This window comes from Thermomonas aquatica, from assembly GCF_006337105.1.
Classification (GTDB): domain Bacteria; phylum Pseudomonadota; class Gammaproteobacteria; order Xanthomonadales; family Xanthomonadaceae; genus Thermomonas; species Thermomonas aquatica.
In genome coordinates this window covers 1146701-1170003 of sequence record NZ_CP040871.1, presented here as the reverse complement: position 1 = coordinate 1170003, position 23303 = coordinate 1146701, and the positions used below count along the sequence as shown (strand labels likewise).

At 68.0% G+C, this 23303-nt stretch carries 18 protein-coding genes and 2 pseudogenes; 9 read left to right on the top strand and 11 right to left on the bottom strand.

Features of this window, described 5'->3' with window-relative positions:
- Positions 1–15: 15 nt before the first annotated feature.
- The 5 genes and pseudogenes from FHQ07_RS05685 to FHQ07_RS05665 form a co-directional block, all read right to left on the bottom strand.
- Entirely contained in the window at positions 16–1878 is a 1863-nt protein-coding gene (locus FHQ07_RS05685) for a hypothetical protein (protein ID WP_139715896.1), read from the bottom strand.
- Between the two features lie 414 nt (positions 1879–2292).
- Positions 2293–2394 (bottom strand): annotated as a pseudogene (locus FHQ07_RS14465) (prepilin-type N-terminal cleavage/methylation domain-containing protein); the annotation flags it as partial.
- Positions 2395–2825: 431 nt separating this feature from the next.
- Positions 2826–2925 (bottom strand): annotated as a pseudogene (locus FHQ07_RS14515) (prepilin-type N-terminal cleavage/methylation domain-containing protein); the annotation flags it as partial.
- A 295-nt stretch (positions 2926–3220) separates the two neighbouring features.
- On the bottom strand, positions 3221–4621 hold the full coding sequence (locus FHQ07_RS05670; RefSeq protein WP_139715893.1) for a sigma-54-dependent transcriptional regulator: 1401 nt from the start codon (positions 4619–4621) through the stop codon (positions 3221–3223).
- A 71-nt stretch (positions 4622–4692) separates the two neighbouring features.
- Positions 4693–6291, bottom strand: a complete 1599-nt coding sequence (locus FHQ07_RS05665; protein WP_139715892.1) for a sensor histidine kinase — start codon at positions 6289–6291, stop codon at positions 4693–4695.
- Between the two features lie 119 nt (positions 6292–6410).
- Between FHQ07_RS05665 and sucC the strand changes: the two genes are divergently transcribed.
- The 3 genes from sucC (at position 6411) to FHQ07_RS05650 (ending at position 10186) form a co-directional block, all read left to right on the top strand.
- On the top strand, positions 6411–7580 hold the full coding sequence (sucC, locus tag FHQ07_RS05660) for an ADP-forming succinate--CoA ligase subunit beta (protein ID WP_139715891.1): 1170 nt from the start codon (positions 6411–6413) through the stop codon (positions 7578–7580).
- A 23-nt stretch (positions 7581–7603) separates the two neighbouring features.
- Positions 7604–8479, top strand: a complete 876-nt coding sequence (sucD, locus tag FHQ07_RS05655) for a succinate--CoA ligase subunit alpha (protein WP_139715890.1) — start codon at positions 7604–7606, stop codon at positions 8477–8479.
- 69 nt (positions 8480–8548) lie between these two features.
- The gene (locus tag FHQ07_RS05650) at positions 8549–10186 is read left to right on the top strand and encodes an NAD+ synthase (RefSeq protein ID WP_139715889.1); all 1638 of its coding nucleotides are present in this window, start codon (positions 8549–8551) and stop codon (positions 10184–10186) included.
- 57 nt (positions 10187–10243) lie between these two features.
- Here FHQ07_RS05650 and FHQ07_RS05645 read toward each other — a convergent pair whose 3' ends face one another.
- A complete protein-coding gene (locus FHQ07_RS05645; RefSeq protein ID WP_139717888.1) occupies positions 10244–11089 on the bottom strand; it encodes an outer membrane protein assembly factor BamD in 846 nt (281 codons plus the stop codon).
- Positions 11090–11200: 111 nt separating this feature from the next.
- Here FHQ07_RS05645 and rluD point away from each other — a divergent pair, with 111 nt between their 5' ends.
- Genes rluD through FHQ07_RS14305 form a run of 4 tightly spaced genes read left to right on the top strand, consistent with a single transcriptional unit; the run spans position 11201 to position 13881 of the window.
- The gene (rluD, locus tag FHQ07_RS05640) at positions 11201–12184 is read left to right on the top strand and encodes a 23S rRNA pseudouridine(1911/1915/1917) synthase RluD (RefSeq protein ID WP_139715888.1); all 984 of its coding nucleotides are present in this window, start codon (positions 11201–11203) and stop codon (positions 12182–12184) included.
- Complete coding sequence (gene pgeF, locus FHQ07_RS05635) at positions 12181–12915, top strand: peptidoglycan editing factor PgeF (protein ID WP_139715887.1); 735 nt, start codon at positions 12181–12183, stop codon at positions 12913–12915. The genes rluD and pgeF overlap by 4 nt, the downstream gene beginning before the upstream one ends.
- Positions 12912–13469, top strand: a complete 558-nt coding sequence (locus tag FHQ07_RS14310; protein ID WP_168191470.1) for a DUF4166 domain-containing protein — start codon at positions 12912–12914, stop codon at positions 13467–13469. The genes pgeF and FHQ07_RS14310 overlap by 4 nt, the downstream gene beginning before the upstream one ends.
- Complete coding sequence (locus FHQ07_RS14305) at positions 13456–13881, top strand: thiol-disulfide oxidoreductase DCC family protein (RefSeq protein ID WP_168191469.1); 426 nt, start codon at positions 13456–13458, stop codon at positions 13879–13881. The genes FHQ07_RS14310 and FHQ07_RS14305 overlap by 14 nt, the downstream gene beginning before the upstream one ends.
- A gap of 16 nt (positions 13882–13897) precedes the next feature.
- On the opposite strand, the gene FHQ07_RS05625 is transcribed toward FHQ07_RS14305, so the two are convergent.
- Both FHQ07_RS05625 and FHQ07_RS05620 read right to left on the bottom strand, forming a co-directional pair.
- Positions 13898–14176 (bottom strand): GIY-YIG nuclease family protein, encoded by a 279-nt coding sequence (locus tag FHQ07_RS05625; protein WP_139715886.1) that lies wholly within the window; start codon positions 14174–14176, stop codon positions 13898–13900.
- Positions 14173–15483: a M20/M25/M40 family metallo-hydrolase gene (locus FHQ07_RS05620; RefSeq protein ID WP_139715885.1), complete on the bottom strand. Its 1311-nt coding sequence runs from the start codon at positions 15481–15483 to the stop codon at positions 14173–14175. Before FHQ07_RS05620 ends, FHQ07_RS05625 begins: the two co-directional genes overlap by 4 nt.
- 136 nt (positions 15484–15619) lie before the next feature.
- On the opposite strand from FHQ07_RS05620, the gene clpB reads away from it, so the two are divergent.
- On the top strand, positions 15620–18202 hold the full coding sequence (gene clpB, locus FHQ07_RS05615; protein WP_139715884.1) for an ATP-dependent chaperone ClpB: 2583 nt from the start codon (positions 15620–15622) through the stop codon (positions 18200–18202).
- A gap of 40 nt (positions 18203–18242) precedes the next feature.
- On the opposite strand, the gene FHQ07_RS05610 is transcribed toward clpB, so the two are convergent.
- Together FHQ07_RS05610 and ybaL are read right to left on the bottom strand one after the other, a co-directional pair.
- Positions 18243–18839 (bottom strand): hypothetical protein, encoded by a 597-nt coding sequence (locus tag FHQ07_RS05610; protein WP_139715883.1) that lies wholly within the window; start codon positions 18837–18839, stop codon positions 18243–18245.
- A gap of 95 nt (positions 18840–18934) precedes the next feature.
- Positions 18935–20626 (bottom strand): YbaL family putative K(+) efflux transporter, encoded by a 1692-nt coding sequence (gene ybaL, locus FHQ07_RS05605; protein WP_139715882.1) that lies wholly within the window; start codon positions 20624–20626, stop codon positions 18935–18937.
- A gap of 95 nt (positions 20627–20721) precedes the next feature.
- Here ybaL and FHQ07_RS05600 point away from each other — a divergent pair, with 95 nt between their 5' ends.
- Entirely contained in the window at positions 20722–22575 is a 1854-nt protein-coding gene (locus FHQ07_RS05600) for an ABC-F family ATP-binding cassette domain-containing protein (RefSeq protein ID WP_139715881.1), read from the top strand.
- On the opposite strand, the gene FHQ07_RS05595 is transcribed toward FHQ07_RS05600, so the two are convergent.
- Entirely contained in the window at positions 22576–23190 is a 615-nt protein-coding gene (locus FHQ07_RS05595; protein WP_139715880.1) for a Pr6Pr family membrane protein, read from the bottom strand.
- Positions 23191–23303: the final 113 nt, after the last annotated feature.

The window sequence follows — 23303 nt, the reverse complement described above, 5'->3', positions numbered from 1 at the left end:
CTCTAGCAGCGTCCTTCAGTTGCCTGCCTCGCCAGGCAGGCCGCGCCTGGCAGTGCCGAGCTGTTCGATCGTCGCGGCCAGGTCCGGCCTGCCCTTGGCCCTGAGTTCGGCGGCAAGTTGCGCGGGGAATGGATCGTACGGGGGAACCGCCTCGATGGCTTGGATGAAGAACGGGAGCGCCGTGTCGGGTTCACCGAGGTCGTTCATGATGAAGTAGCTGATCGAGGCGAGTTCGAAGGGCTTCAGCGGCGCCCTGCGGAGCAGGGTGGAAAGGGCCTTCAACATGCCCTGTTTGTCGAGCTTCACGCCTTCGCGCGCGTTGTGGGTGAGGATCAGCGGTGCCCGGCGATTGTCGAGGCTCATGTCTACCGTTTCGATCCTGTGCTGCAGCCGTGCCCAATCCTGCGGCTCCACGTCGCCGCGCAGCGTCTTCAGCACGACCAGCAACATCGGGTTGTTGAGCGCATACGGGGCGAGCTGCGCGCCTTTGCTGCAGGCGTCGATCGCTTCGTCCAGAAACGGGTTGCCTCCGACGGCGCCGCCACCTGCCTCATAGCGCCCCGCGCACAACAGGATCCAGGCGCGCGCGGAATGCGGAGCGATCTTCGTGCTTGCCTCGGCGAGCGCCATCCTGCTGCGCCAATCATGGGCGCGCAGGGCATCGGCGCCGCCCAACGCGAGCAGCAGGGCGGCGCACAGGGCGGCCTGCGCGGACCGGCGGATCCGCAGGCGTTCGCCTGCGCCCGCCAGCGCGCTACCGATCGCCAGCACGGCGCCGACCAGGGCGAAGTGATTGCGGTGCTCGAATGCCAGTTCCAGCCCAACCACGTTGCTCGCGATGAAGTGCGCGCTGAAGAACAGGAATACGCCTAGGGCAAAAAGCGGGCGGCGCACGCGCAGCCGCCATGCCACGGCCAGCAATGCCGCAAGCGCTGCGATGGCAGGCAAGGTCGTCCATGGTTGCAGCAGGCCCCGCGAGGGCTCCAGCCAGTCGTAGTAGAAGGGCATGTGTTGCGGCATGGGCAGCAGGATTTGCCACCCGTACATGCAGAGCACTCTCGCCTGGGTGAGCAAGCGCTCCCATGTGGAGAAGTCTCGTCCCGGATAGGCATCCCACTGCCAGAAATGAGGAACCACTATGAAGAGGTAGGCTGCGGTTCCGGCCAGTGTCGCGATCATGTAGCCGCGGCGCAGGATGCCCGAGGTGCGCATGTCGGCCGCTTGGAAGCGCAGTACGGTCAATTCCAGGGCAAGCGTATACGCGGGCAGCAAAACCGCGTCTTCCTTGCACCCCATGGCCAGCACCCACAGGAAGAAGGTGGTCAACATCGCCGTCCGTGCAGGACGGCCATCGATCTGCGCGCGTCGTGCCTTCAGGTAGGCCAGGAGCGCCAGCACCACGAACAGCGTGCTCATCGTCTGCATGCGTTGCACTACGTAGAGCACGGAGGACACCTGCAAGGGGTGTACGGCCCAGGCCAACGCGAGCGCCCCCGCCTGCCATCGCGCCTGTTCCTCGCGCACCCCCGCGATCAGCAGCAGGCTGCGGAAGAGCCAGGCCAGTACGCAGGCAGTGAGCGCCTGGAGGACGATATTGGTGGCCTTGAAGACCGCAGGGTCGGCGCCGCCGCCTCGCCAGAAATCAAGCGCGAAGCTGAGGGTCGGCAACGTCCGCATGTTGCCCGACAGTTGTGGCGCGGCGATCGTGCGGAGCAAGGCATCCGCGTCCAGCGTCTTCAGCTGTATGGCCTCGTTGTTGACGATGTTGGGTATGTCGTCGAAAACGAAATCGCCGGGCAAGCCCGGTGCGAACACAATGCCTGCAAGCAGGGCAACGATCAGGCTGACGAGCAGGAACCGACTGGCGGGTGTTCGCATTCGCATGGACTAAGGCAATGGCAAGCCGGATTATGGGTGATTGCCCATGGCTTGCGCCTACCGCGGTGCTCCCGCCAAGCCCGCTGGAGGAATCCGCCTATCCGAAATCCGTCGCTGGGCGTGCCGGCACGGCCGCCGCCCCCCGAGGATCGTTTGCGGCAGGAGTGCCAGCGGGCTAGCGGTTCGTCAGTTGAGCGAGCAGCTGGCCGAGTTCATGTCGCAGTTGGTGTGCCTGTTGCCGGGCGACTGCGGGACAGCCTCGATGTCGGTATTGACGTCGACGACCGTATCGATCGAGGCGCAGGCTCCGATCACGGGCGCCTGCGGCGTGATGTCGTTGTAGATGGCCGTCAGCGAAAAACGTGCGTAGTTCGTCGCCTCGGCGAGGCAGGCGTTCTCGGCCGAACGGATGCGGTAATTGTTGTAGGCCGGCAGCGCGATGGCGGCCAGGATGGCGATGATCGCGACCACGATCATCAGTTCGATCAGGGTGAAGCCGCGTGCGATCCCGCGCATGAATGTTGTCCCCGGCAAGAAGTGCCCCTAGCTTCTAATAATACAAAGCAACTTCCGGGCCAATGTCCGCACGCCCTTCGTCTCCTGGTGCTGAACCGTGACGTCGGTCTCTAAGTACGCTAGGGAGGGGGCTGATCTGGCCCCGGACGCGCGGACCAGCCGCAAAAAAGAAAGCCCCTCTGGTGAGGGGCTTTCCATTCGAGCGGGATGTTGTTTGCTCGATTACAGCGAGCAGGTGCCCGAGTTGATGTCGCAGTTCGGATCGCGCACGCCCGGAGCGGCGGACGTGAAGGCGCCGGTGGACAGGGTGCCCGATGCGCAGGCGCCGGCGACGAAGGTCGGGAGGGTCATGGAGTTGACCGACGCGGCGATGTAGGAATTCATCTGCGCCTTGGCTTCACCCAGGCATGCATTCTCGGCGGCGCGGATGCGGTAGTTGTTGTACGCCGGCAGCGCGATGGCGGCCAGGATGGCGATGATCGCGACCACGATCATCAGTTCGATCAGGGTAAAGCCTTGCTGGTTCTTCATGGTGTATCCCCTAGGGTGGTTGGTGTGATCCACGTACTTCGGCACCGCTGTCACGGTCCTTCGGCAGCCATGCGCTTTCTGCACGTGCGGGATTTATAACGCAGAAAGCATGCCAATGGCGGACAGGCGATGTTGGATGAGTGTTCTGAAATGGAAATCACGATTTTTCCGGGTTGCCTGCGGATGCAACTGACGAATTAGGTCACATTGCGACCATATTGTATGGTCTCAACGCATTGATTTCCGGTCACGCAGGAATACTGGGGCGCGAATGCACGTGCCCGCAGTGCGGCGGTCATTCGATGCCGAGCTTCTTCAGCTTGTAACGCAGCGCGCGGAAGGTGATGCCGAGCTGGGCGGCGGCGCGGGTCTTGTTGTAGCGGTTGTCGGTCAGCGCCTGCTCGATCGCCTTGCGTTCGATTTCCTCGATGAAGCTGGGCAGGGCGCTGGCGGCGGATTCGCGCGGGTCGATCTTGCTGGGATCCAGTTGCGCAGCGGCGGCCTGGGCCGGGGCGCTGGGGCGCGCTTCCGGCAGGCGCAGGTCGGCGGCGCGGATGCCGTCGTCGTCGGCGAGGGCGAAGGCGCGTTCCAGGATGTTCTCCAGTTCGCGCACGTTGCCCGGGAAGTTGTAGCGGGACAGGGCGTCCGCGGCATCCGCGTGCAGCAGCGGCTTGGGCCGGTGCTGGGCGACGGCGAGCCGGGCCAGCACCGCGTCGGCGAGCAGGGGCAGGTCTTCGCGGCGTTCGCGCAACGGCGGCACCCGCAACTCGATCACGTTGATGCGGTAGTACAGGTCATGGCGGAAGCGGCCTTCGTCGACCAGCGCGGCCAGGTTCTTGTGGGTGGCCGACAGGATGCGCACGTCGACCGCCACTTCGCTGTTGGCGCCGACCGGGCGCACCGATTTCTCCTGGATGGCGCGCAGCAGCTTGACCTGCATCGGCAGCGGCAGCTCGGCCACTTCGTCGAGGAACAGGGTGCCGCCTTCGGCCGCCTGGAACAGGCCGGGCTTGTCGGCGTGGGCGCCGGTGAAGCTGCCCTTCTTGTGGCCGAAGAACTCGCTTTCCATCAGTTCGGCCGGGATCGCGCCGCAGTTGACCGGCACGAACGGCCCGGCATTGCGCGCGCCCTCGGCATGGATGGTGCGCGCGACCAGTTCCTTGCCCACGCCGGATTCGCCGGCGATGTAGACCGGCGCCTGGCTGCGCGCCACCTTGGCCAGGGTCGCGCGCAGGTCGGCCATCGCCGGCGAGGCGCCCAGCAGGCGGGTGGCGGCCGGGTCGGGCGCATTCGCGGGGCCCTTGCGCGCTTCGCTGCCCAGCTTCAATGCGTGCTGCACCAGCCCGCGCAGCACGCCCAGGTCGACCGGCTTGCTGACGAAGTCGAAGGCGCCGGCCTTGAGCGCGCCGACCGCGGCATCCTGGTTGCCGAAGGCGGTGATCATCGCCACCGGGGTTTCCGAATAGAGCTGGGCGATCTCGCGCACCAGGTCCACGCCGGAGCCGTCGGCGAGGCGCATGTCGGTCAGGCACAGCGCGTAGCGGTTCTGCCGCAGCAGGCTGCGGGCATCCGACAGGGAGGAGGCGGTATCGCAGCGCAGGCCCATGCGGCCAAGGGTGAGCACCAGCAATTCGCGGATGTCGCGCTCGTCATCGACGATCAGGGCGCAGGCCTGGTTGCTACGGGGGGACGTCATGCGGGCACGATAACCCGTTGCCGCGCAGCGTCCAAGTGCGACGTGGCGCGGCAATCGGCCGGCGGGCGGTTTCAGGCCGTGGCGATCGCCCGGATGCCCGGCAGGCGGATGCGGAAACACGCGCCGCCGCCGGGGACGGGCACGAAATCCAGGCTGGCCTGGTTGGCCTGGCACAGCTCGCGGGCGATGTAGAGCCCCAGCCCGGTGCCTTCGCCGGAGGTGGTGAAGAACGGCCGGAACAGCTGCTCCGCCACGGTTTCCGGGATCCCGGGGCCGCGGTCGGTGACGTCCAGCACCGGGTTGCCGTGTTCGTCCGCGTAGGCGCGGATCCCCACGCGGGCGGGTTCTCCCGGCATCCGGCCGTATACCAGCGCGTTGTGCACCAGGACGGTCACCACCTGCTGCAGTTGGCGGCGGTCGACCATCACGTCGACCGTGCCGGCGGGTGCGGATGCATCCAGGTGGTCGTCGTTGAGCGGATGGCTGGTGCGGTAGTCCTCGACGAAATGCTGGACGAAGCCGGCCAGTTCCACGTGTTCGGGGCGGGCGCGTTCGCGCCGGGCCAGGCCCAGCACGTTCTCGACGATGCCGTTCATGCGCAGGGTCTGCTGGTAGATGATCTCCAGCAGGCGGCGGTCGGCTTCCGGGATCTCGCGGGATTCCTCCAGCAACTGCGTCGCGTAGCTGATCGCGGCCAGCGGATTGCGGATCTCGTGGGCCAGGCTGGCGGAGAAGCGGCCCAGGGTGGCCAGGGTCAGCGATTCCGCACGCCGCGCCACTTGCGATGTGTCGTCGAGGAACACCAGCGCCTGGTCGCCTTCCGCAAGCAGGCGGGCGAAGCGCGGCAGCACTTCCGGCAGGTCGGGCGCCAGCTGCAGCGGTTGCGCATTCGCATCGCCGTTCTCGCGCCACTGCTTCAGGCGCGACGCCAGTTGCGGCGCGGCCAGCAGCAGGTCGCGCCGGCCCTCGGCGAAGCCGCCCAGCTGCAGCATCGCGGCCTCGTTGGCCAGCTTGATCTCGCCGCTGCCGTCCACCAGCAGGACGCCGGTACGCATGCGCCGGATGATGAGTTCGTTGACCTCGGCCAGGTTGGCGACCTGGCTGCCGCGGCGTTCGGCCAGCGCCTCGCTGGCCTGCATCTGCCGGCCCAGCAGGGTGGTGAGGGTGGCGACCGCCATGTAGCTGACCGCGAACATCAGCGCTTCGGCCAGCGGCCGGGTCGCCGCGTTGTCGCCCAGCAGGCTCCAGAGGTATTCGCCGGCGAGCGCGGCCGAGGCCATCGCCGCCACCCCCAGGCCCAGCCGCATCGGCAGCAGGAAAGCCGCGGCGCCCACGTTGAACAGCACCATCATCGCGATGCCGGCGCTGGAATCGGGCAATGCATGCATCGCCAGCGCGGCGGCGGCGACGTCGACGACCGCGCCGTACAGGGCCTGGGTGCGGATCGCGCCACGCCGGCCGGTCGCGAACAGGATGACCGCCGCGGCCAGGTAGGCGACCGCCACCGCCCGGCCGAGCAGGGCATGCCGCGGTTCGCCCATCAGCGCGCCGACCGGGCTGAACAGCACCAGGCAGAGCAGGGCTGCTTCCAGGATCCGGTACAGGGTCAACAGGTACAACTCGCGCCGGATCGCGTCCTGGGGAGCTTTGCTGGCATCGGGGCTCGGCATCGGCCGAAGTATGCGCGAAGCCCGCATGCGGCGGCGCAACACGCTAAAATGGCGGTTCTACCCGCGCCCAGCCTGTTCCGCGGCCGGGGCGGCGATCCGTCCTCTCTCCCGGGTGACCCATGAATTTCCACGAGTACCAGGCCAAGCAGCTGTTTGGCGATTACGGCATCAACGTTCCGGCCGGGCAGGTTGCCCATTCCCCCGACGAGGCGGTGACCGCCGCCAAGGCGATCGGTGGCGATTTCTGGGTGGTCAAGGCGCAGATCCATGCCGGCGGCCGCGGCAAGGCCGGCGGCGTCAAGCTGGCCAAGACCCTGGACGAAGTGAAGCAGTACGCCAAGGCCATGCTGGGCACCAGGATGGCGACCTACCAGACCGCCGGCGTCGAGTTGCCGGTGGATTCGGTGCTGGTCACCCAGGCCACCGACATCGCCAAGGAGCTGTACCTCTCGGTGCTGGTCGACCGCGCCACCCAGACCGTGACCTTCATCGCCTCGGCGGAAGGCGGCATGGACATCGAGCAGGTCGCGCACGAGAAGCCCGAAGCGATCAAGACCCTGCACGTGAACTACGTGCAGGGCCTGCAGCCGTACCAGACCCGCGACCTCGGCTTCGCGCTGGGGCTGAACGCCAAGCAGGTCGGCCAGCTGAGCAAGATCATGCTGGGCCTGTTCAAGCTGTTCAACGACAAGGACCTGGCGCTGGTCGAACTGAACCCGCTGGCGATCCTCACCAGCGGCGACCTCGCCGTGCTCGACGGCAAGATCAATTCCGACGACAACGCCAACTTCCGCCACGCCGACCTGGTCGCCATGCGCGACACCCGCCAGGAGGACGAGACCGAAGTGCTGGCGTCGAAGTACGACCTCAACTACGTGACCATGGACGGCAACATCGGCTGCATGGTCAACGGCGCGGGCCTGGCGATGGCGACCATGGACGTGATCAAGTTGAACGGCGGCGAGCCGGCCAACTTCCTCGACGTCGGCGGCGGCGCCAACAAGGAGAAGGTCACCGAGGCGTTCAAGCTGATCCTGCGCTCGCCGTCGGTGAAGGCGATCTTCGTCAACATCTTCGGCGGCATCGTCCGCTGCGACATGATCGCCGAGGGCATCATCGCCGCGGTCAAGGAAGTGGGCGTCAAGGTGCCGGTGATCGTGCGCCTGGAAGGCACCAACGTGGATGCCGGCAAGGAACTGCTGAAGAACTCCGGCCTGGCCATCACCGCGGCCGACGACATCAACGATGGCGCGAAGAAGGCGGTTGCGGCCGTCGCCAACGCCGCCTGATCCACACCTTCGAGGAATCCGAAATGGCAGTTTTGATCAACAAGAACACGAAGGTGCTGGTGCAGGGCTTCACCGGTTCGCAGGGCACCTTCCACGCGCAGCAGATGCTCGACTACGGCACCCAGGTCGTCGGTGGCGTGACCCCGGGCAAGGGCGGCACCCAGCACCTGGGCCTGCCGGTGTTCGACACCATGGCGCAGGCGGTGCAGGCGACCGGCGCCGATGCCTCGGTGATCTATGTGCCGCCGCCGTTCGCGGCCGACGCGATCCTGGAAGCGGCCGATGCCGGCATCAAGGTCATCGTCTGCATCACCGAAGGCATCCCGGTGCTGGACATGATGCGGGTCAAGAACACCCTGAAGGGCTACCCGGGCGTGGTCCTGGTCGGCCCCAACTGCCCCGGCGTGATCACCCCGGGCGAGTGCAAGATCGGCATCATGCCGGGCCATATCCACATGCCGGGCAAGGTCGGCATCGTCTCGCGCAGCGGCACGCTGACCTATGAAGCGGTCAAGCAGACCACGGACGCGGGCCTCGGCCAGTCCACCTGCATCGGCATCGGCGGCGACCCGATCAACGGCACCAACTTCATCGATGCGCTGAAGCTGTTCCAGGACGACCCGCAGACCGAGGGCATCATCATGGTCGGCGAGATCGGCGGTTCGGCCGAGGAAGAAGCGGCCGAGTACATCGCCAAGCACGTGACCAAGCCGGTGGTCGGCTTCATCGCCGGCGCCAGCGCGCCGAAGGGCAAGCGCATGGGCCATGCCGGCGCGATCGCCTCGGGCGGTTCGGGCACGGCCGAAGGCAAGTTCGCGGCGATGGAAGCGGCGGGCGTGACCACGGTGAAGTCGCCGGGCGACCTCGGCGCGGCGATCGCCAAGCGCCTCGCCAAGTAAACTGCCGCCACACGCAGCAGATCGAAGGGCCGCCGCGTGCGGCCCTTCGCATTTTTCGAGGATGCATCGATGTCGCAAACGCTCCGCATCGCGATGGCGCAGTTCGATTTCCCGGTCGGCGACGTGGCCGGCAACCGCGAGCGCATCGCGCGGATGATCGCCGAGGCGCGCGACGAATACGCGGCCGACATCGTGCTGTTCCCGGAACTCGCGCTCAGCGGCTATCCGCCGGAGGACCTGCTGTACCGGCCCTCGTTCCTGCGCGATTGCGAAACCGCGTTGAGCGGCATTGCCGCGAATGTGCACGGCATCGTCGCCATCGTCGGCTGGCCGCAGGCGGCGGGTGCGGTGGTCTACAACGCCGCCAGCGTGCTGCGCGATGGCGGCATCGAAAGCACCTATCGCAAGCGCGAACTGCCCAACTACGCGGTGTTCGACGAGCGCCGCTACTTCGACGTCGACCCGGACCGCGACGATTGCGTGTTCGCGGTCAAGGGCACGCAAGTCGGCCTGGTGATCTGCGAGGACCTGTGGTTCGCCGAACCCATCGCCTCGACCGTGGCGAAAGGTGCGCAACTGGTGCTGGTGCCGAATGCCTCGCCGTTCGAGCGCGACAAGCATGCGCAGCGCGATGCCCTGCTGGCGCAGCGCGTTTCCGAAACCGGCGCGGCCATCGCCTACTTGAACGTGGTCGGCGGGCAGGATGCACTGGTGTTCGATGGCGCGTCGGTGGTCGCCGATGGCGATGGCACGGTGCATCCGGCCGCGGCGGCGTTCACCGACCAGTGGCTGGTGGTGGATTTCGATCCGGCGTCGCGCCGCTTCACCCCGGTGCGGTGGATGCAGGATGGCGACGAAAGCCGCGACGCGCTGGCCTGGCGCGCGGTGGTGCGCGGCACCCGCGATTACTGCCGCAAGAACGGCTTCGACAAGGCCTGGCTGGGGCTGAGCGGCGGCATCGATTCCTCGCTGGTGCTGGCCATCGCCGCCGATGCGCTGGGGCCGGAGAACGTGACCGCGGTGCGGATGCCGTCGCGCTACACCGCTGATCTGTCCAACGACCTGGCGCAGGAGCAGTGCGACGCGATGGGGGTGAAGCTGATCGCGCTGCCGATCGAGAAGCCGTTCCAGGGCTACCTCGACACGCTCGCCGAGACCTTCGCCGGCAAGCCGGTCGATACCACCGAGGAGAACCTGCAGTCGCGCACCCGCGGCGCGCTGCTGATGGCGCTGAGCAACAAGTTCGGCGGGCTGCTGCTGACCACCGGCAACAAGAGCGAATACGCGGTCGGCTACGCCACCATCTACGGCGACATGTGTGGCGGTTACGCGCCGATCAAGGACCTGTACAAGACCGAGGTGTTCGCGCTGGCGCGCTGGCGCAATACCGTCGGCGACTGGGTGGTGCCGGAAGCGGTGATCGAACGCCCACCTTCTGCCGAATTGCGCGAGAACCAGAAGGACCAGGATTCATTGCCGCCGTACGACGTGCTCGACGCGATCCTGCTGCGCCATGTCGACCAGGAGCAGTCGCGCGAGGAAATCGTCGCGGCGGGCTTCGATGCGGCCACCGTCGACAAGGTGCTGAAGCTGGTGCGGATCGGCGAATGGAAGCGGCACCAGGCCGCGCCGGGGCCGAAGGTGAGCCGGCGCGCGTTCGGGCGCGAGCGGCGCTATCCGATCAGCAACGGCTATCGCGAAAGCTGAAACGCAAAGGCTGGCGCCCTGCGGCGCCGGCCTTGGTCGCGACGCGGTTGGCGCCGCTTACTTGGTATCGCCCGCGAACGGATTGAGCCGGCTGAAGAAACCGTGGCCGCGCGGCCAACGGCCGTTCAGCCACGGATGCTGCGGGTCGTTCTGCTGCAGCACGCGCCTGGCGTCGGCGGCGAGGGCGGTGTTGCCCATGCGGGTATAGGACTCGCCCAGCATCGCCACCGCATCGTTCTGGTATTCGCTCTGCGGGTAGGTTTCCAGCAGGTAGGTGGCGCGGTCGGCGGCGGCCACCCAGGCGCCGCGGCGCAGGTAGTACAGGCCGGTATTGAGCTCGAAGCGGGCGAACTCGTTGCGCAGGAACACCATGCGCTGGCGCGCGTCGGCGGCGTAGCGGCTGTTCGGGTAGCGCGTCGCCACCGTGTTGAAGTCGTTGTAGGCCTGCTGCGGCGACTGCAGGTCGCGGTTGCTCATGTCCAGCTTGAAGGCCTTGGACAGGAACACCGTGTTGCGGCTCATGTTGGACAGGCCGCGCAGGTAATAGAGGTAGGCGATGTTCTTGTGGGTCGGGTAGGTGCGGATGAAGCGGTCGATGGTCGACACCGCGTCGTCGTGCTTGCCGGCCTTGTACTCGGCATAGGCCTGTTCCATCAGCGCCTGCTCGGTGTACGGGCCGTACGGGTACTGCGCGATCAGCCGGCCCCAGGTCTCGCTGGCGCTGCTCCAGCGGCCCCCTTCCATGTAGCCGTGCGCCTTGTCGTACAGCTGGCTGACCGGCAGGCCTTCGTTCTTGTCCTCGTCCTTGAACATGCCCTTGACCCGGGCACAACCGCTGCCGGCGACCAGGGCGACGAGCGCAAGCATGAAAACAGGGCGCAGCAGCGAGGAACGGAGGGTCATGGGCATCGAACGGGCGCCGGAGGCATGAAGGACGGATAATAACAGTCCCATGGTTGAACCAAGCCCAACCCGGTGCCGGCGTTCGCCGCCGCACGGGGTCGCAACCCGCCTATGACCAGCAATGCCGAACCCCGCCAAGCCATCGTCCCCGAGTCCGCCGCCGGCCGCCGGCTGGATGCGGTACTGGCGGAACTTTTCCCGGAGTACTCGCGTTCCCGGCTCAGCGCCTGGATCAAGTCCGGCGACGTGAGCGTGGACGGCGCCTCGATCCGCGGCCGCGATCCGGTGCGCGGCGGCGAGACCGTGACCCTGACCGCGGTGCAGGAAACCCAGACCCACGCGGTGGCCGAGGACATCCCGCTGGACATCCTGTACGAGGACGCCGATGTTTTCGTGATCGACAAGCCGGCCGGGCTGGTGGTCCATCCCGGCGCCGGCAATCCGGCGGGGACGCTGGTGAATGCCCTGCTGCACCGCGACCCGGGCCTGGAGCTGCTGCCGCGCGCCGGCATCGTCCATCGCCTGGACAAGGACACTTCCGGGGTGATGGTGGTCGCGCGCAACCTGCCGGCGCATACCGCGCTGGTCGCGCAGCTGTCCGCGCGCGAGGTGCATCGCCAGTACCTGGCGATCGTGGTCGGCGCGCTGGTCTCCGGCGGCACCGCCAATGCGGCCATCGACCGCCACCCGCGCGACCGCGTGCGCATGGCGGTGCGCGAGGACGGCAAGGACGCGGTCACCCACTACCGCCTGCGCGAGCGCTTCCGCAACCACACCGCGCTGGAGTGCCGGCTGGAAACCGGCCGCACCCACCAGATCCGCGTGCACATGGCCCACCTCAAGCACCCGATCGTCGGCGATCCGCTGTACGGCGGGTCGTTCAAGTTGCCGAAGGGCGCCTCGGACGAATTCATCGCCGCCTTGCGCGGCTTCAAGCGCCAGGCGCTGCATGCGGAAGTGCTGGAATTCATGCATCCGGCCAGCGGCGAACCGGTGCGTTGCAGCGCGCCGGTGCCGGAGGACATGCAGCAGTTGATGAAGCTGCTGCGCGAGGATGCCGCCGCGCATGCCGAGGCGGAGCGTTCGCGCCGATGAGCGCCTGGCTCGATGCCGACTGGCCGGCGCCGCCGGGCGTGCGCGCATTGACCACCACCCGGCATGGGCTGGGCGTTTCCGGGCCGCCGTTCGACACGTTCAACCTGGGCCTGCGTAGCGGCGACGAGGCCGATGCGGCGCTCGAAAACCGCCGGCAGTTGCGCGCCGCGCTGGCGCTGCCGTCGGCGCCGCGTTGGTTGCAGCAGGTGCACGGCATCGGCGTCGCGGTCGAGCCCGGCAACGATGAGCCGGAAGCCGACGCCGCGGTCACTTCCCGGGCCGGCACCGTGCTCGCCATCCTCACCGCGGACTGCCTGCCGGTGGTGTTCGCGGCGAAGGACGGCAGCGAGGTCGCCGCCGCGCATGCCGGTTGGCGCGGATTGGCCGATGGCGTGCTGGAAGCGACGGTGGCGGCCATGCAGGCGCCCGCGAACGGGATCGTCGCCTGGTTCGGCCCGGCCGCCGGCCCCGATGCCTATGAAATCGGGAGCGAAGTATTCGAGGCCTTCGTTTCCCGCGATGCCGCTGCGGCCGCGGCCTTTGCGCCGACCCGGCCCGGCCACTGGAAGGTCGACCTGTACGCACTGGCGCGGCAACGCCTCGCCGCCGTCGGCGTAGCCGATGTGCACGGCGGAGGCCTGTGCACGATCTCGGACCCGGCGCGTTTCTTCTCGCATCGCCGCGACCGCCGCAGCGGCCGCATCGCCACCCTGGCGTGGATCGAAGGATGAGCGAAGCGGCGCGTCCGACCCTGTTCCAGCAGGCGTTGGGGGCGGCGTATTTCAAGCTGCCGGACAGCCTGCGCCGCCTGCATGCGGTGCGCGGCAGTGCGCGCTATGCAGGGATCGCCAGCATCGAGCGCGGCCGCAATCCGCTGGCGCGCCTGTGCGCGAACCTCGCCGGCCTGCCCGGATCCATGCACGAGGTGCCGACCACCGTCGAGTTCGTCGCCGATGCCACGGGCGAGGCCTGGCATCGCGATTTCGGCGGCACCCGCATGCGCTCGCGGTTGGCGTTCCGCGATGGCCTGCTGCGCGAGCGGATCGGGCCGTTGCAGTTCCGCCACGTCCTGCTGGCCAATGCCGGCGCTATCTGGTGGCGGGTCGCGGGGGTGCGCCTGCTCGGCGTGCTGCCGCTGCCGGCGGGCTGGTTCCGCGGCGTGCGTTGCCGCGAACGCGAGCACGAAGGCCGCTACGAATTCCTGGTGGAAGCCGCGCTGCCGCTGGTCGGCAGGGTGATCCGCTACGAAGGCTGGCTGGCGCCGGTGGAAGATGCCGCGCCCTGAGCCCGGCGGCGCCGTCATCGTGTTCGATGGCGTGTGCGTGCTCTGCAACGGCTGGGTCGCTTTCCTGCTGAAGCACGACAGGTTCGGGCGATACCGTTTCGCCGCGATGCAATCCGATGCCGGCCGTGCGTTGCTGGCGTCGCACGGCCTGGATCCCGGCGACCCGGCTTCGTTCCTGCTGGTGGAGCACGATGTCGCCGGAGGCCCGCGCATCTCGACCGATACCAACGCCATCCGCCGCGTGCTCGCGGGTTTGGGCGGTGGCTGGCGGTTGGCGCACACGTTGGCACTGGTGCCGCGCGGCCTGCGCGACGCGGCGTATCGCAGGCTGGCCCGCAACCGCTACCGCTGGTTCGGCAAGCACGAGGCCTGCGCACTGCCGGCCCCCGAGCATCGGCAACGATTCCTCTGAACGGCGTGGCGGCGTCTCAGCACGCCGGGCTTGGGTCGGCTCCGGCGTCCGCGAGCAGCCACGCCAGCTTGCATGCCCTCGGCTGGCGCTTGAGCGCATGTTCGGCACGCGTGGCGCTGGCCCGGTCCGGATAGGCGCGGCTGCCCAGCACGCATTCCGGCGGATGCGCGCGGGTGTATTTCGCGCCGCGTCCCGATGCATGTTCGCGGAAACGGCGCTCGACATCGGTGGTGATGCCGGCGTACAGGCTGCCGTCGATGCAGCGCAGCAGGTACAGGTGCCAGCCGTCGCTCATCGCGGCGTGCGCGCCAACCGGCCGATTAAGGCCGCGCTGCGCAGTGCCTGGCGCGGGATGCTGGCAAGGTCGACGGTTTCGCCCTCCGCATGCGAGCCCGAGCCTGCTGCGCCCAGTCCGGCAAGGACATCGGCATCGGCGGCGACGAAGCTGGAATCCGCGGCGCCGCGCCTGGCCGGGTCCCATTCCCGCATCGCCGGCAGGCCGAAATCGGCATTGACCTGGTTGAGCGCGGACAACACGGCGCGGTTGCCCGTGGTCGGCGCCATCGGCGGATAGGCGTCGTCGAACACCAGGGTCGCGCCGGTCTTCGGCAGGTGCTGCGCCACGATCGCCTGCATCCGCGCCCGCGCGCGTGCTTCCTGTTCCGGCGTGAGCGCGCGCAGGTCGCCACGGGCGACGGCCCGCTCGGCGATGATGTTGGTCTTGCCGGCGGCGGTGCCGCGTGCGCCGCCCGGTTCCAGCGTGGCCGGTGTGCCGCCGACCATCAGGCCGACGTTGAAGGTGAGGTTCGGCTCCGGCAGTTCGCGCCGGAACGCATCGAGGATGCGCGCCAGTTCGTAGTTCGCGCCGTAGCCCAGCGCATCGCCGAACACGCCACTGGAATGGCCGGTGAGGCCGGTCGCGGTCAGTTCCCAGTCGGCCACGCCGCGGCGCGCCACCGTGGCGTAGTCCTGGCCGCCATCGACGATCAGTTCCTCGTACTCCAGCGCCACGTCGGCCCACTTGCCGGCTGCGACCAGGTCGGCGCGTGCGGCGTCCAGCGGTGCGCCTGCCGATTCCTCGTCGCCGGTCAGCACCACCTGGATGTCGGCGTCGCGCAGGGTGCCGGCGGCGTGCATCGCGCGCAATGCGGAGACGATGATCACCACGCCGCCCTTGTCGTCGCCGATGCCGGGGCCGGTGGCGCTGTCGCCGTTGCGCACGAAGCGCTGGAACGGCGAGTCGGGTTCGAACACGGTGTCGAGGTGGCCGATCAGCAGGATGCGCTTGCCGCGCCCGTTGCCCTTGTGGGTGGCGACCAGGTGGCCAGCACGCCCGGTTGCCTGCATGTCGATCCAGCGCACGTCGAAGCCCAACGGTTCCAGTTCGGCGCGCACCATGTCGCCCACGGCCTTCACCCCGGGCAGGTTGAGCGAGCCGGAGTTCTGGTTGACCAGCCGTTCCAGCAAGGCGATCGCGTGCGGCTGGTCGGCGTCGATGGCGTGACGCAGCCGCTGCTCGCTGGCGGCAGGCTGGGCGCCGAAGCAGGGGCCGGCGGACAGGGCCAGCAGCAAGCCGCAGGCAAGGGCACGGGGACGGATCATCGGGCGGGCTCCGGGTCGGGCAGTCGCGACCATAACCCAGCCGAAACGCTATGCGCGATCCGACTTGAATCACGGCATCGAAACCGCATCTGGAGCATATTGGCCGCGAGCGGCCCTCCCCTTGAAGGATCCCTCCATGCGCATGGACAAACTCACCTCGCGCTTCCAGCAGGCCATTGCCGACGCGCAGTCGCTGGCCGTGGGCCGCGACAACACCATCATCGAGCCCGCGCACCTGCTGCTGGCCCTGCTCGACCAGCAGGGCGGCGGCACCCGGCCCTTGCTCGCCCAGGCCGGGGTCAACGTGCCGGTGCTGCGCGAGCGGCTGGCCGAGGCGCTGGACAAGCTGCCCAAGGTCAGCGGCCAGGCCGGCAACGTGCAGGCCGGCAACGACCTGGTGCGCCTGCTCAACGTCACCGACAAGCTCGCCCAGCAACGCGGCGATGCCTACATCGCCAGCGAGCTGTTCCTGCTCGCCGCGATCGAGGATTCGGGCGACGCCGGCAAGGCGCTGAAGGCGGCCGGCGCGAACAAGCAGAAACTCGAAGCGGCCATCGACAAATTGCGCGGAGGCGAAAAAGTGCAGGACGAAAACGCGGAAGACGCGCGCCAGGCGCTGGAGAAATACACCATCGACATGACCGCGCGCGCGGAGGGCGGCAAGCTCGATCCGGTGGTCGGTCGCGACGAGGAAATCCGCCGCACCATCCAGGTCCTGCAGCGGCGCACCAAGAACAACCCGGTGCTGATCGGCGAGCCCGGCGTGGGCAAGACCGCGATCGTCGAAGGACTCGCGCAACGCATCGTCAACGGCGAGGTGCCGGAAGGCCTGCGCGGCAAGCGCCTGCTCAGCCTGGACATGGGCGCGCTGATCGCCGGCGCCAAGTTCCGCGGCGAGTTCGAAGAACGCTTGAAGGCGGTGCTCAACGACCTGTCGAAAAACGAAGGCCAGATCATCCTGTTCATCGACGAGCTGCACACCATGGTCGGCGCCGGCAAGGCGGAAGGCTCGATGGATGCCGGCAACATGCTCAAGCCCGCTCTTGCGAGGGGTGAACTGCACTGCATCGGCGCGACCACGCTGGACGAATACCGCAAGTACGTGGAGAAGGACGCCGCGCTGGAACGTCGTTTCCAGAAGGTGTTCGTCGGCGAGCCCAGCGTCGAGGACACCATCGCCATCCTGCGCGGGCTGAAGGAGAAGTACGCGGTGCACCACGGGGTGGAGATCACCGATCCCGCCATCGTCGCCGCCGCCACGCTGAGCAACCGCTACATCGCGGACCGGCAGTTGCCGGACAAGGCCATCGACCTGATGGACGAAGCCGCGTCGCGCATCCGCATGGAGATCGATTCCAAGCCGGAAGAACTCGACCGCAAGGAACGCCGTCTGATCCAGCTCAAGATCCAGCGCGAGGCGCTGAAGAAGGAGAAGGATGCCGAGTCCAAGCAACGCCTGGCCGACCTGCAGCAGCAGATCGATGCACTCGAACGCGAGTACAGCGACCTGGACGAAGTGTGGAAGGCGGAGAAGGCCACCCTGCAGGGCGCGACCAAGATCAAGGAACAGATCGAGGTCGCCAAGCTGGAATTGGAAGCCGCGCAGCGCACGCAGGACTACGCGCGCATGAGCGAGATCCAGTACGGCACGCTGCCGGAACTGGACAAGCAGCTGAAGGCCGCGCAGGAGGCGGAGAAGACCGGCTTTACCCTGTTGCAGGACAAGGTCACCGCGGAGGAGATCGCACAGGTGGTCGCGCGCTGGACCGGGATTCCGGTATCGAAAATGCTGGAAGGCGAGCGCGAGAAGCTGCTGCAGATGGAAGCCCAGCTGCACACGCGCGTGGTCGGCCAGGAGGAGGCGATCAAGGTCGTGTCCGATGCGGTGCGGCGTTCGCGCGCGGGCCTGTCCGATCCGAATCGCCCGAGCGGCTCGTTCCTGTTCCTCGGCCCGACCGGCGTCGGCAAGACCGAACTGACCAAGGCGCTGGCCGAATTCCTGTTCGACAGTCCCGACGCGATGGTGCGCATCGACATGAGCGAGTTCATGGAGAAGCACAGCGTGGCGCGCCTGATCGGCGCACCGCCGGGTTACGTGGGCTACGAGGAAGGCGGCTACCTGACCGAAGCGGTGCGCCGCCGCCCGTACAGCGTGATCCTGCTGGACGAGGTGGAGAAGGCGCATCCGGACGTATTCAACATCCTGCTGCAGGTGCTGGACGACGGTCGCCTGACCGACGGCCAGGGCCGCACCGTGGATTTCCGCAACACCGTGATCGTGATGACGTCGAACCTCGGTTCGCACCAGATCCAGGAACTCAGCGGCGACGATTCGCCGGAGGCCTACCTGCAGATGAAGGCGGCGGTGATGGGCGTGGTGCAGGCGCACTTCCGCCCGGAGTTCATCAACCGGCTGGACGACATCGTGGTGTTCCATCCGCTGGACAAGCAGCAGATCAAGTCGATCGCGCGGATCCAGTTGCGCGGGCTGGAGAAGCGGCTGGCCGAACGCGGCATCCGCATCGAGCTGAGCGAGAAGGCCTACGAGTTGCTGGGCAATGTCGGCTTCGACCCGGTGTACGGCGCACGGCCGCTCAAGCGCGCGATCCAGCAGCAGATCGAGAACCCGCTGGCGCAGGAGATCCTGTCGGGCAAGTTCGGCAACGGCGACGTGGTGAAGGTCGATGCCGAAGGCGGCAGGCTGGTATTCCAGCGTTGAGCAGCGGAACGGGACGCCCGTCGGGGCGTCCCGGCCTTGCTTACTTGGCGACGAACTTCAAAGGGCCCTTGTATTGCGGCCAGGCGATCGAGGTTTCGATGCGCTTGTTGAGGGCGGTTTCCGTTGCCGTCCCGTCGGCCGTCGCCACGCTGGCCATCAGCGTCGGCATCCAGAAGTTCACCGCAAAGGTCGCATCCTTGTAGATGACCGGCTTGATGTGCAGCGTGGTGGTCTGGCCGGGCTCGATGCGGAACGTCATCACGTCCTCGTTCACGTAGGCGCCCTTGTCGAGGATCTTCTGCACGCTGAAGGAGGTGGTCATCTCCAGGCCGATGCCGGTGATCCGGTAGTCGCCGGCCGGCAGGTCGAGCGTCTCGGACTGGCCATAACGGGTCATGTGGTTGATCGGGTAATCGATGAACTGCTTGGCGACCATGGTGAACACGACCAAGCCGTCCTTGACGCCCCATTCCAGGCCGCCGCTGCGCAACTGCTTGTCGACCTTCTTCGGCAATTCCCTTTCGCTGGTGAACGGCGCCACGTCCACCACGAGCTTGCCGGTTTCCTGCTGCGCATGCGCATTGCCGCTGCAAACCATCGCGAGCGCCAGCAGGGCGCCCGTCCAGAACTTCGTCATTCGATTCCCCGGTATTGATTGATGCGCGAGTCGGCGCGGGCGGATCATAGCAACGCGTTGCGACGTGGCGCTGCGGCGTCGTGCGGGATTTGCCCTCAGGCGGCGGGCGCCGCTTCCGCCCGCGGCGCACGATACGGTGGCGTCGCCATCACCATGTCCGCCAGCGAGTAGGCGAGTTCGCGTTCGGCCAGCACCGCGGCGTCGGCACCGTGCTCGAGCAGGTGCTTCACCTCGGCCTCGCTGTGGGCGCGGGCGAGCACGCTGATCTCCGGGTTGATCGCCTTCAGGCGGGCGATGATCTCGCCGGCTTCCAGCGCCTGCGGGATCGCCAGGATCGCCAGCTGCGCGGTATCCGGGCGGGTCGCCTTGAGGATGGATTGCGAGGCGGCGTTGCCGCGCACCGTGACCAGGCCGCGGGCGCGTGCCTGCTCCACCCGGTCCGGGTCGGTCTCGACCAGCACCAGCGGCACCCCGCGGTCCTGCAGCAGGCGCGACAGTTCGCGGCCGACCCGGCCATAGCCGACCACGATGGCATGGCCGCCGATGTCCTCGGGCACTTCGGAGTTGTCGGCGAGCACCTGGGTGGCCGCCGCGCCGGGCTGCTGTCGCTGTTGCCAGCGATCCAGCCACGCGAACAGGAACGGATTGGCGATGATCGACAGCAGCGCGCCGGCCAGGACCAGGTCGTGGCCTTGCTGCGGCAGCATCTTCTCGCTGAGGCCGAGGCCGGCGAGGATGAAGGAGAACTCGCCGATCTGCGACAGGCTGGCGGCGATGGTCAGGGCGGTCAGCTTGGGCAGCTTCAGCAGGCGCACGATGCCGTAGCCCACCGCCGCGTTGCCGAGCACGATGATCGCCACCGTGCCCAGCACCAGCAATGGCTGCTGCAGGATGATCGCCGGGTTGAACAGCATCCCGACCGAGACGAAGAACAGCACCGCGAACGCGTCGCGCATCGGCAACGAATCGCTTGCCGCCTTGTGGCTGAGTTCGGATTCGTTGAGCAGCATGCCGGCGAAGAACGCGCCCAGCGCGAAGCTGACGTCGAACAGCGCCGCCGCGCCGAACGCCACCCCCAGCGCGATGGCGAGCACGCACAGGGTGAACAGTTCGCGCGAACCCAGCCCGGCCACGTGTTCCAGGATCCACGGGATGACCCGCCGGCCGACGATCAGCATGAAGGCCACGAACGCGGCGACCTTCAGCAGGGTCCAGCCGAGGGTCATCGCGATGCCGGACGCGCCGACTTGCTCGCCACTGCCGAGCGCGCCGGCGATCGCCGGCAGCAGCACCAGCGCCAGCACCATCGCCAGGTCCTCGACCACCAGCCAGCCGATCGCGATGCGCCCGCGCCGGGTGTCCAGCAGGCGGCGTTCCTCCAGTGCGCGCATCACCACCACGGTGCTGGCCACCGACAGCGACAGCCCGAACACGATCGCGGCGATCGGCGGCCAGCCCAGCCACAGGCCGAAGCCGCTGCCGACGGTGGTGACGAAGGCGATCTGCCCGAGCGCGCCCGGAATCGCCACGTTCTTCACGTCCAGCAGGTCGCGCAGCGAGAAGTGCAGGCCGACCCCGAACATCAGCAGGATCACCCCGACTTCGGCCAGCTGCGGCGCCAGGGTCATGTCGCCGACGAAGCCGGGCGTGAACGGCCCCGCCACCACGCCCGCCAGCAGGTAGCCCACCAGCGGCGACAGCCTGAGCCGCTGCGCGAGCAGGCCGAGCACGAAGGCCATGACGAAACCGACGCAGAGCAGGGCGATCAGCGCGGTGTGGTGGGGCATGCAGGGCCTCGTCGGGGATCGGGCCCTATCTTCGCATCCCCGCGCGGCGCTCCCTGAGTGGCGGTTCAGGCGGCGCGGCCCGATACAATGGCGGGATGATTTCCTTCCGCAATTTCGCCCTGCGCCGCGGCGAACGCCTGCTGCTGTCCGATGTCGACCTGGCCCTGCACGCGGGTTACCGCGTCGGCGTGGTCGGCCGCAACGGCGCCGGCAAATCCAGCCTGTTCGCCGCCCTGATGGGCGATGTCGAGCCCGACCGCGGCGACATCGACCTGCCGGGCAAGGCGCGCATCGCCAGCGTCGCCCAGGAAACCCCGCACCTGCCGGATCCGGCCATCGATTTCGTGCTGTCCGGCGACGCCGCCGTGCACGCCGCGATCCAGATGGAAGCCAATGCCTTCGCCAACGAGGACTGGGAAGCGGTGGCCGAGGCGCACCAGCGCCTGGAGGAAGTGAACGGCTACGACGGCACCGCCCGCGCCGGCCGTCTGCTGCATGGCCTGGGCTTCCCGGCGGAAACGCACGAGAAGCCGGTCGCCGATTTCTCCGGCGGCTGGCGGGTGCGCCTGAACGTGGCGCGCGCGCTGATGATGCCCAGCGACCTGTTGCTGCTCGACGAACCCACCAACCACCTCGACCTCGACGCGGTGGTCTGGCTGGAGGAGTGGCTGAAGCGCTACGACGGCACCTTGCTGGTGATCTCGCACGACCGCGAGTTCCTCGACAATGTCACCACCCACATCCTGCACCTGCACGACGGCAAGGCGAAGCTGTACGTCGGCAACTACACCGCGTTCGAGCGCCAGCGCGCCGAGCACCTGCGCCAGCAGCAGATCGCGCACGAGAAGGAGCAGGCCGAACGCGCCCACCTGCAGAGCTTCATCGACCGCTTCAAGGCCAAGGCCAGCAAGGCGCGGCAGGCCCAGTCACGCATGAAGCGCCTGGAAAAACTCGCGGGGACCGAAGCCGTGCGCGTCGAGCGCGGGGTCAGCATCCAGTTGCCCGCGCCGGCGCGCCTGCCGAATTCGCTGCTGTCGCTGCGCGATGCCGATTGCGGCTACGGCCCGGGCGCGACCATCCTGCGCAACGTCGGTTTCGGGCTGGAAGCTGGGGACCGCATCGGCCTGCTCGGCGTCAACGGCGCCGGCAAATCCACGCTAGTGAAAACCCTGGTCGGCGAGTTGGCGCCGATGAGCGGCGAGCGTATCGCGCATCCCGACCTGCGCATCGGCTACTTCGCCCAGCACACCGTGGAATCGCTGGTGATGGGCACCTCGCCGATCGACCATCTCAAGGAACTTTCGCCGAATACGGCGACCCAGGAGTTCCGCAACTTCCTCGGCGGCTGGCAGTTCCCCGGCGATCGCGCGTTCGAGGTCATCGACAATTTCTCCGGCGGCGAGAAGGCGCGCCTCGCGCTGGCGCTGCTGGCGTGGAACAAGCCCAACCTGCTGCTGCTGGACGAACCCACCAACCACCTCGACCTCGAGATGCGCGAGGCGCTGGCCGAGGCGCTGTCCGACTTCGACGGCGCGATCGTGATGGTCAGCCACGACCGCCACCTGATCGGCCTGGTCAGCGACCAGTACTGGCGCGTGCACGACGGCATCGTCGAGCCGTTCGATGGCGACCTCGACGACTACGCAGCCTGGCTGCGGACCCGTCCTGGCGCCGACAATCCGAAGACCCCGGTGCCCAAGACCGCGCCGGTGGTCGCCGCGCCCACGCCTGCGCCGGCAAGGGCCAAGCCCAATCCGCACAAGCTGCAGAAGGCCGAGGAGCGGGTCGCGCGGCTGGAAGGCAAGCTGGCCGAATGCGAGGCGCAGATGGCCGATCCGGTGGTGTATGCGGATGCCGGCAAGGTCGCCGACCTGGGGCGCCAGCAGATGCAGCTGCGCACGGAACTCGAACAGGCCGAAGGCGAACTGCTGGCCTTGTACGAGGCTTGATCAGCCCGCGCGCCGGCGCCAGTGGGCCAGCGCGCGCAACAGGTAGCCCGCCAGCACGTACACCAGCAGCAGGCCGGCGGCATTCAGCAGGACGCGCGGCATGCCGAGCGCGGTCGCGTCGATGAACGGATAGGGATAGAAGCCGCTGGCTGCGCCGCGCACCAGCGCATACAGCGAATACGCCGCCGGCCAAAGCAGCCAGCGCAGCGGTGCCGTCGCGTCGATCCGCTTGCACGGCGGCAATGCCAGCCACCACAGCAACGCGGCCAACGGCACCGTGTAGTGCAGCAGCACGTCGGCCAGCCATTGCGCGCCCTGGGGGTTCCAGATGTTGCGCAACAGCAGGTGGTAGCCCAGCCCGACCAGCACGATGGCGGTCACCGCGGCGCCGCGCCACGGCGCATCGATGCCGCCGTCGGCCGACAACGCGCCGCGGCTGGCGACCAGCGCAACCAGCAGGTTGCTCAGCACGGTGAAATAGGCGAAGTACAGCCACAGCCCATGCACGGCGCCGTTGCCGTTGGCGATCGACAGCCGCAGGGTCAGGAACAGCTGCAGCAGTAGTGCCGTCCAAGCCAATCCGGCCAGGCTCGCGGCCGCGAAGCGTGGATTCATCGGCAGGCTCCGCCGGAACGATGCGGCCGATGGTAGCGGGACTGCAGGGCGGCGCGAGTGGGGGCGGGAGTTGAAATAACCGCGCCCGGCCCCAGAATTCGCGTCGGTTCCCT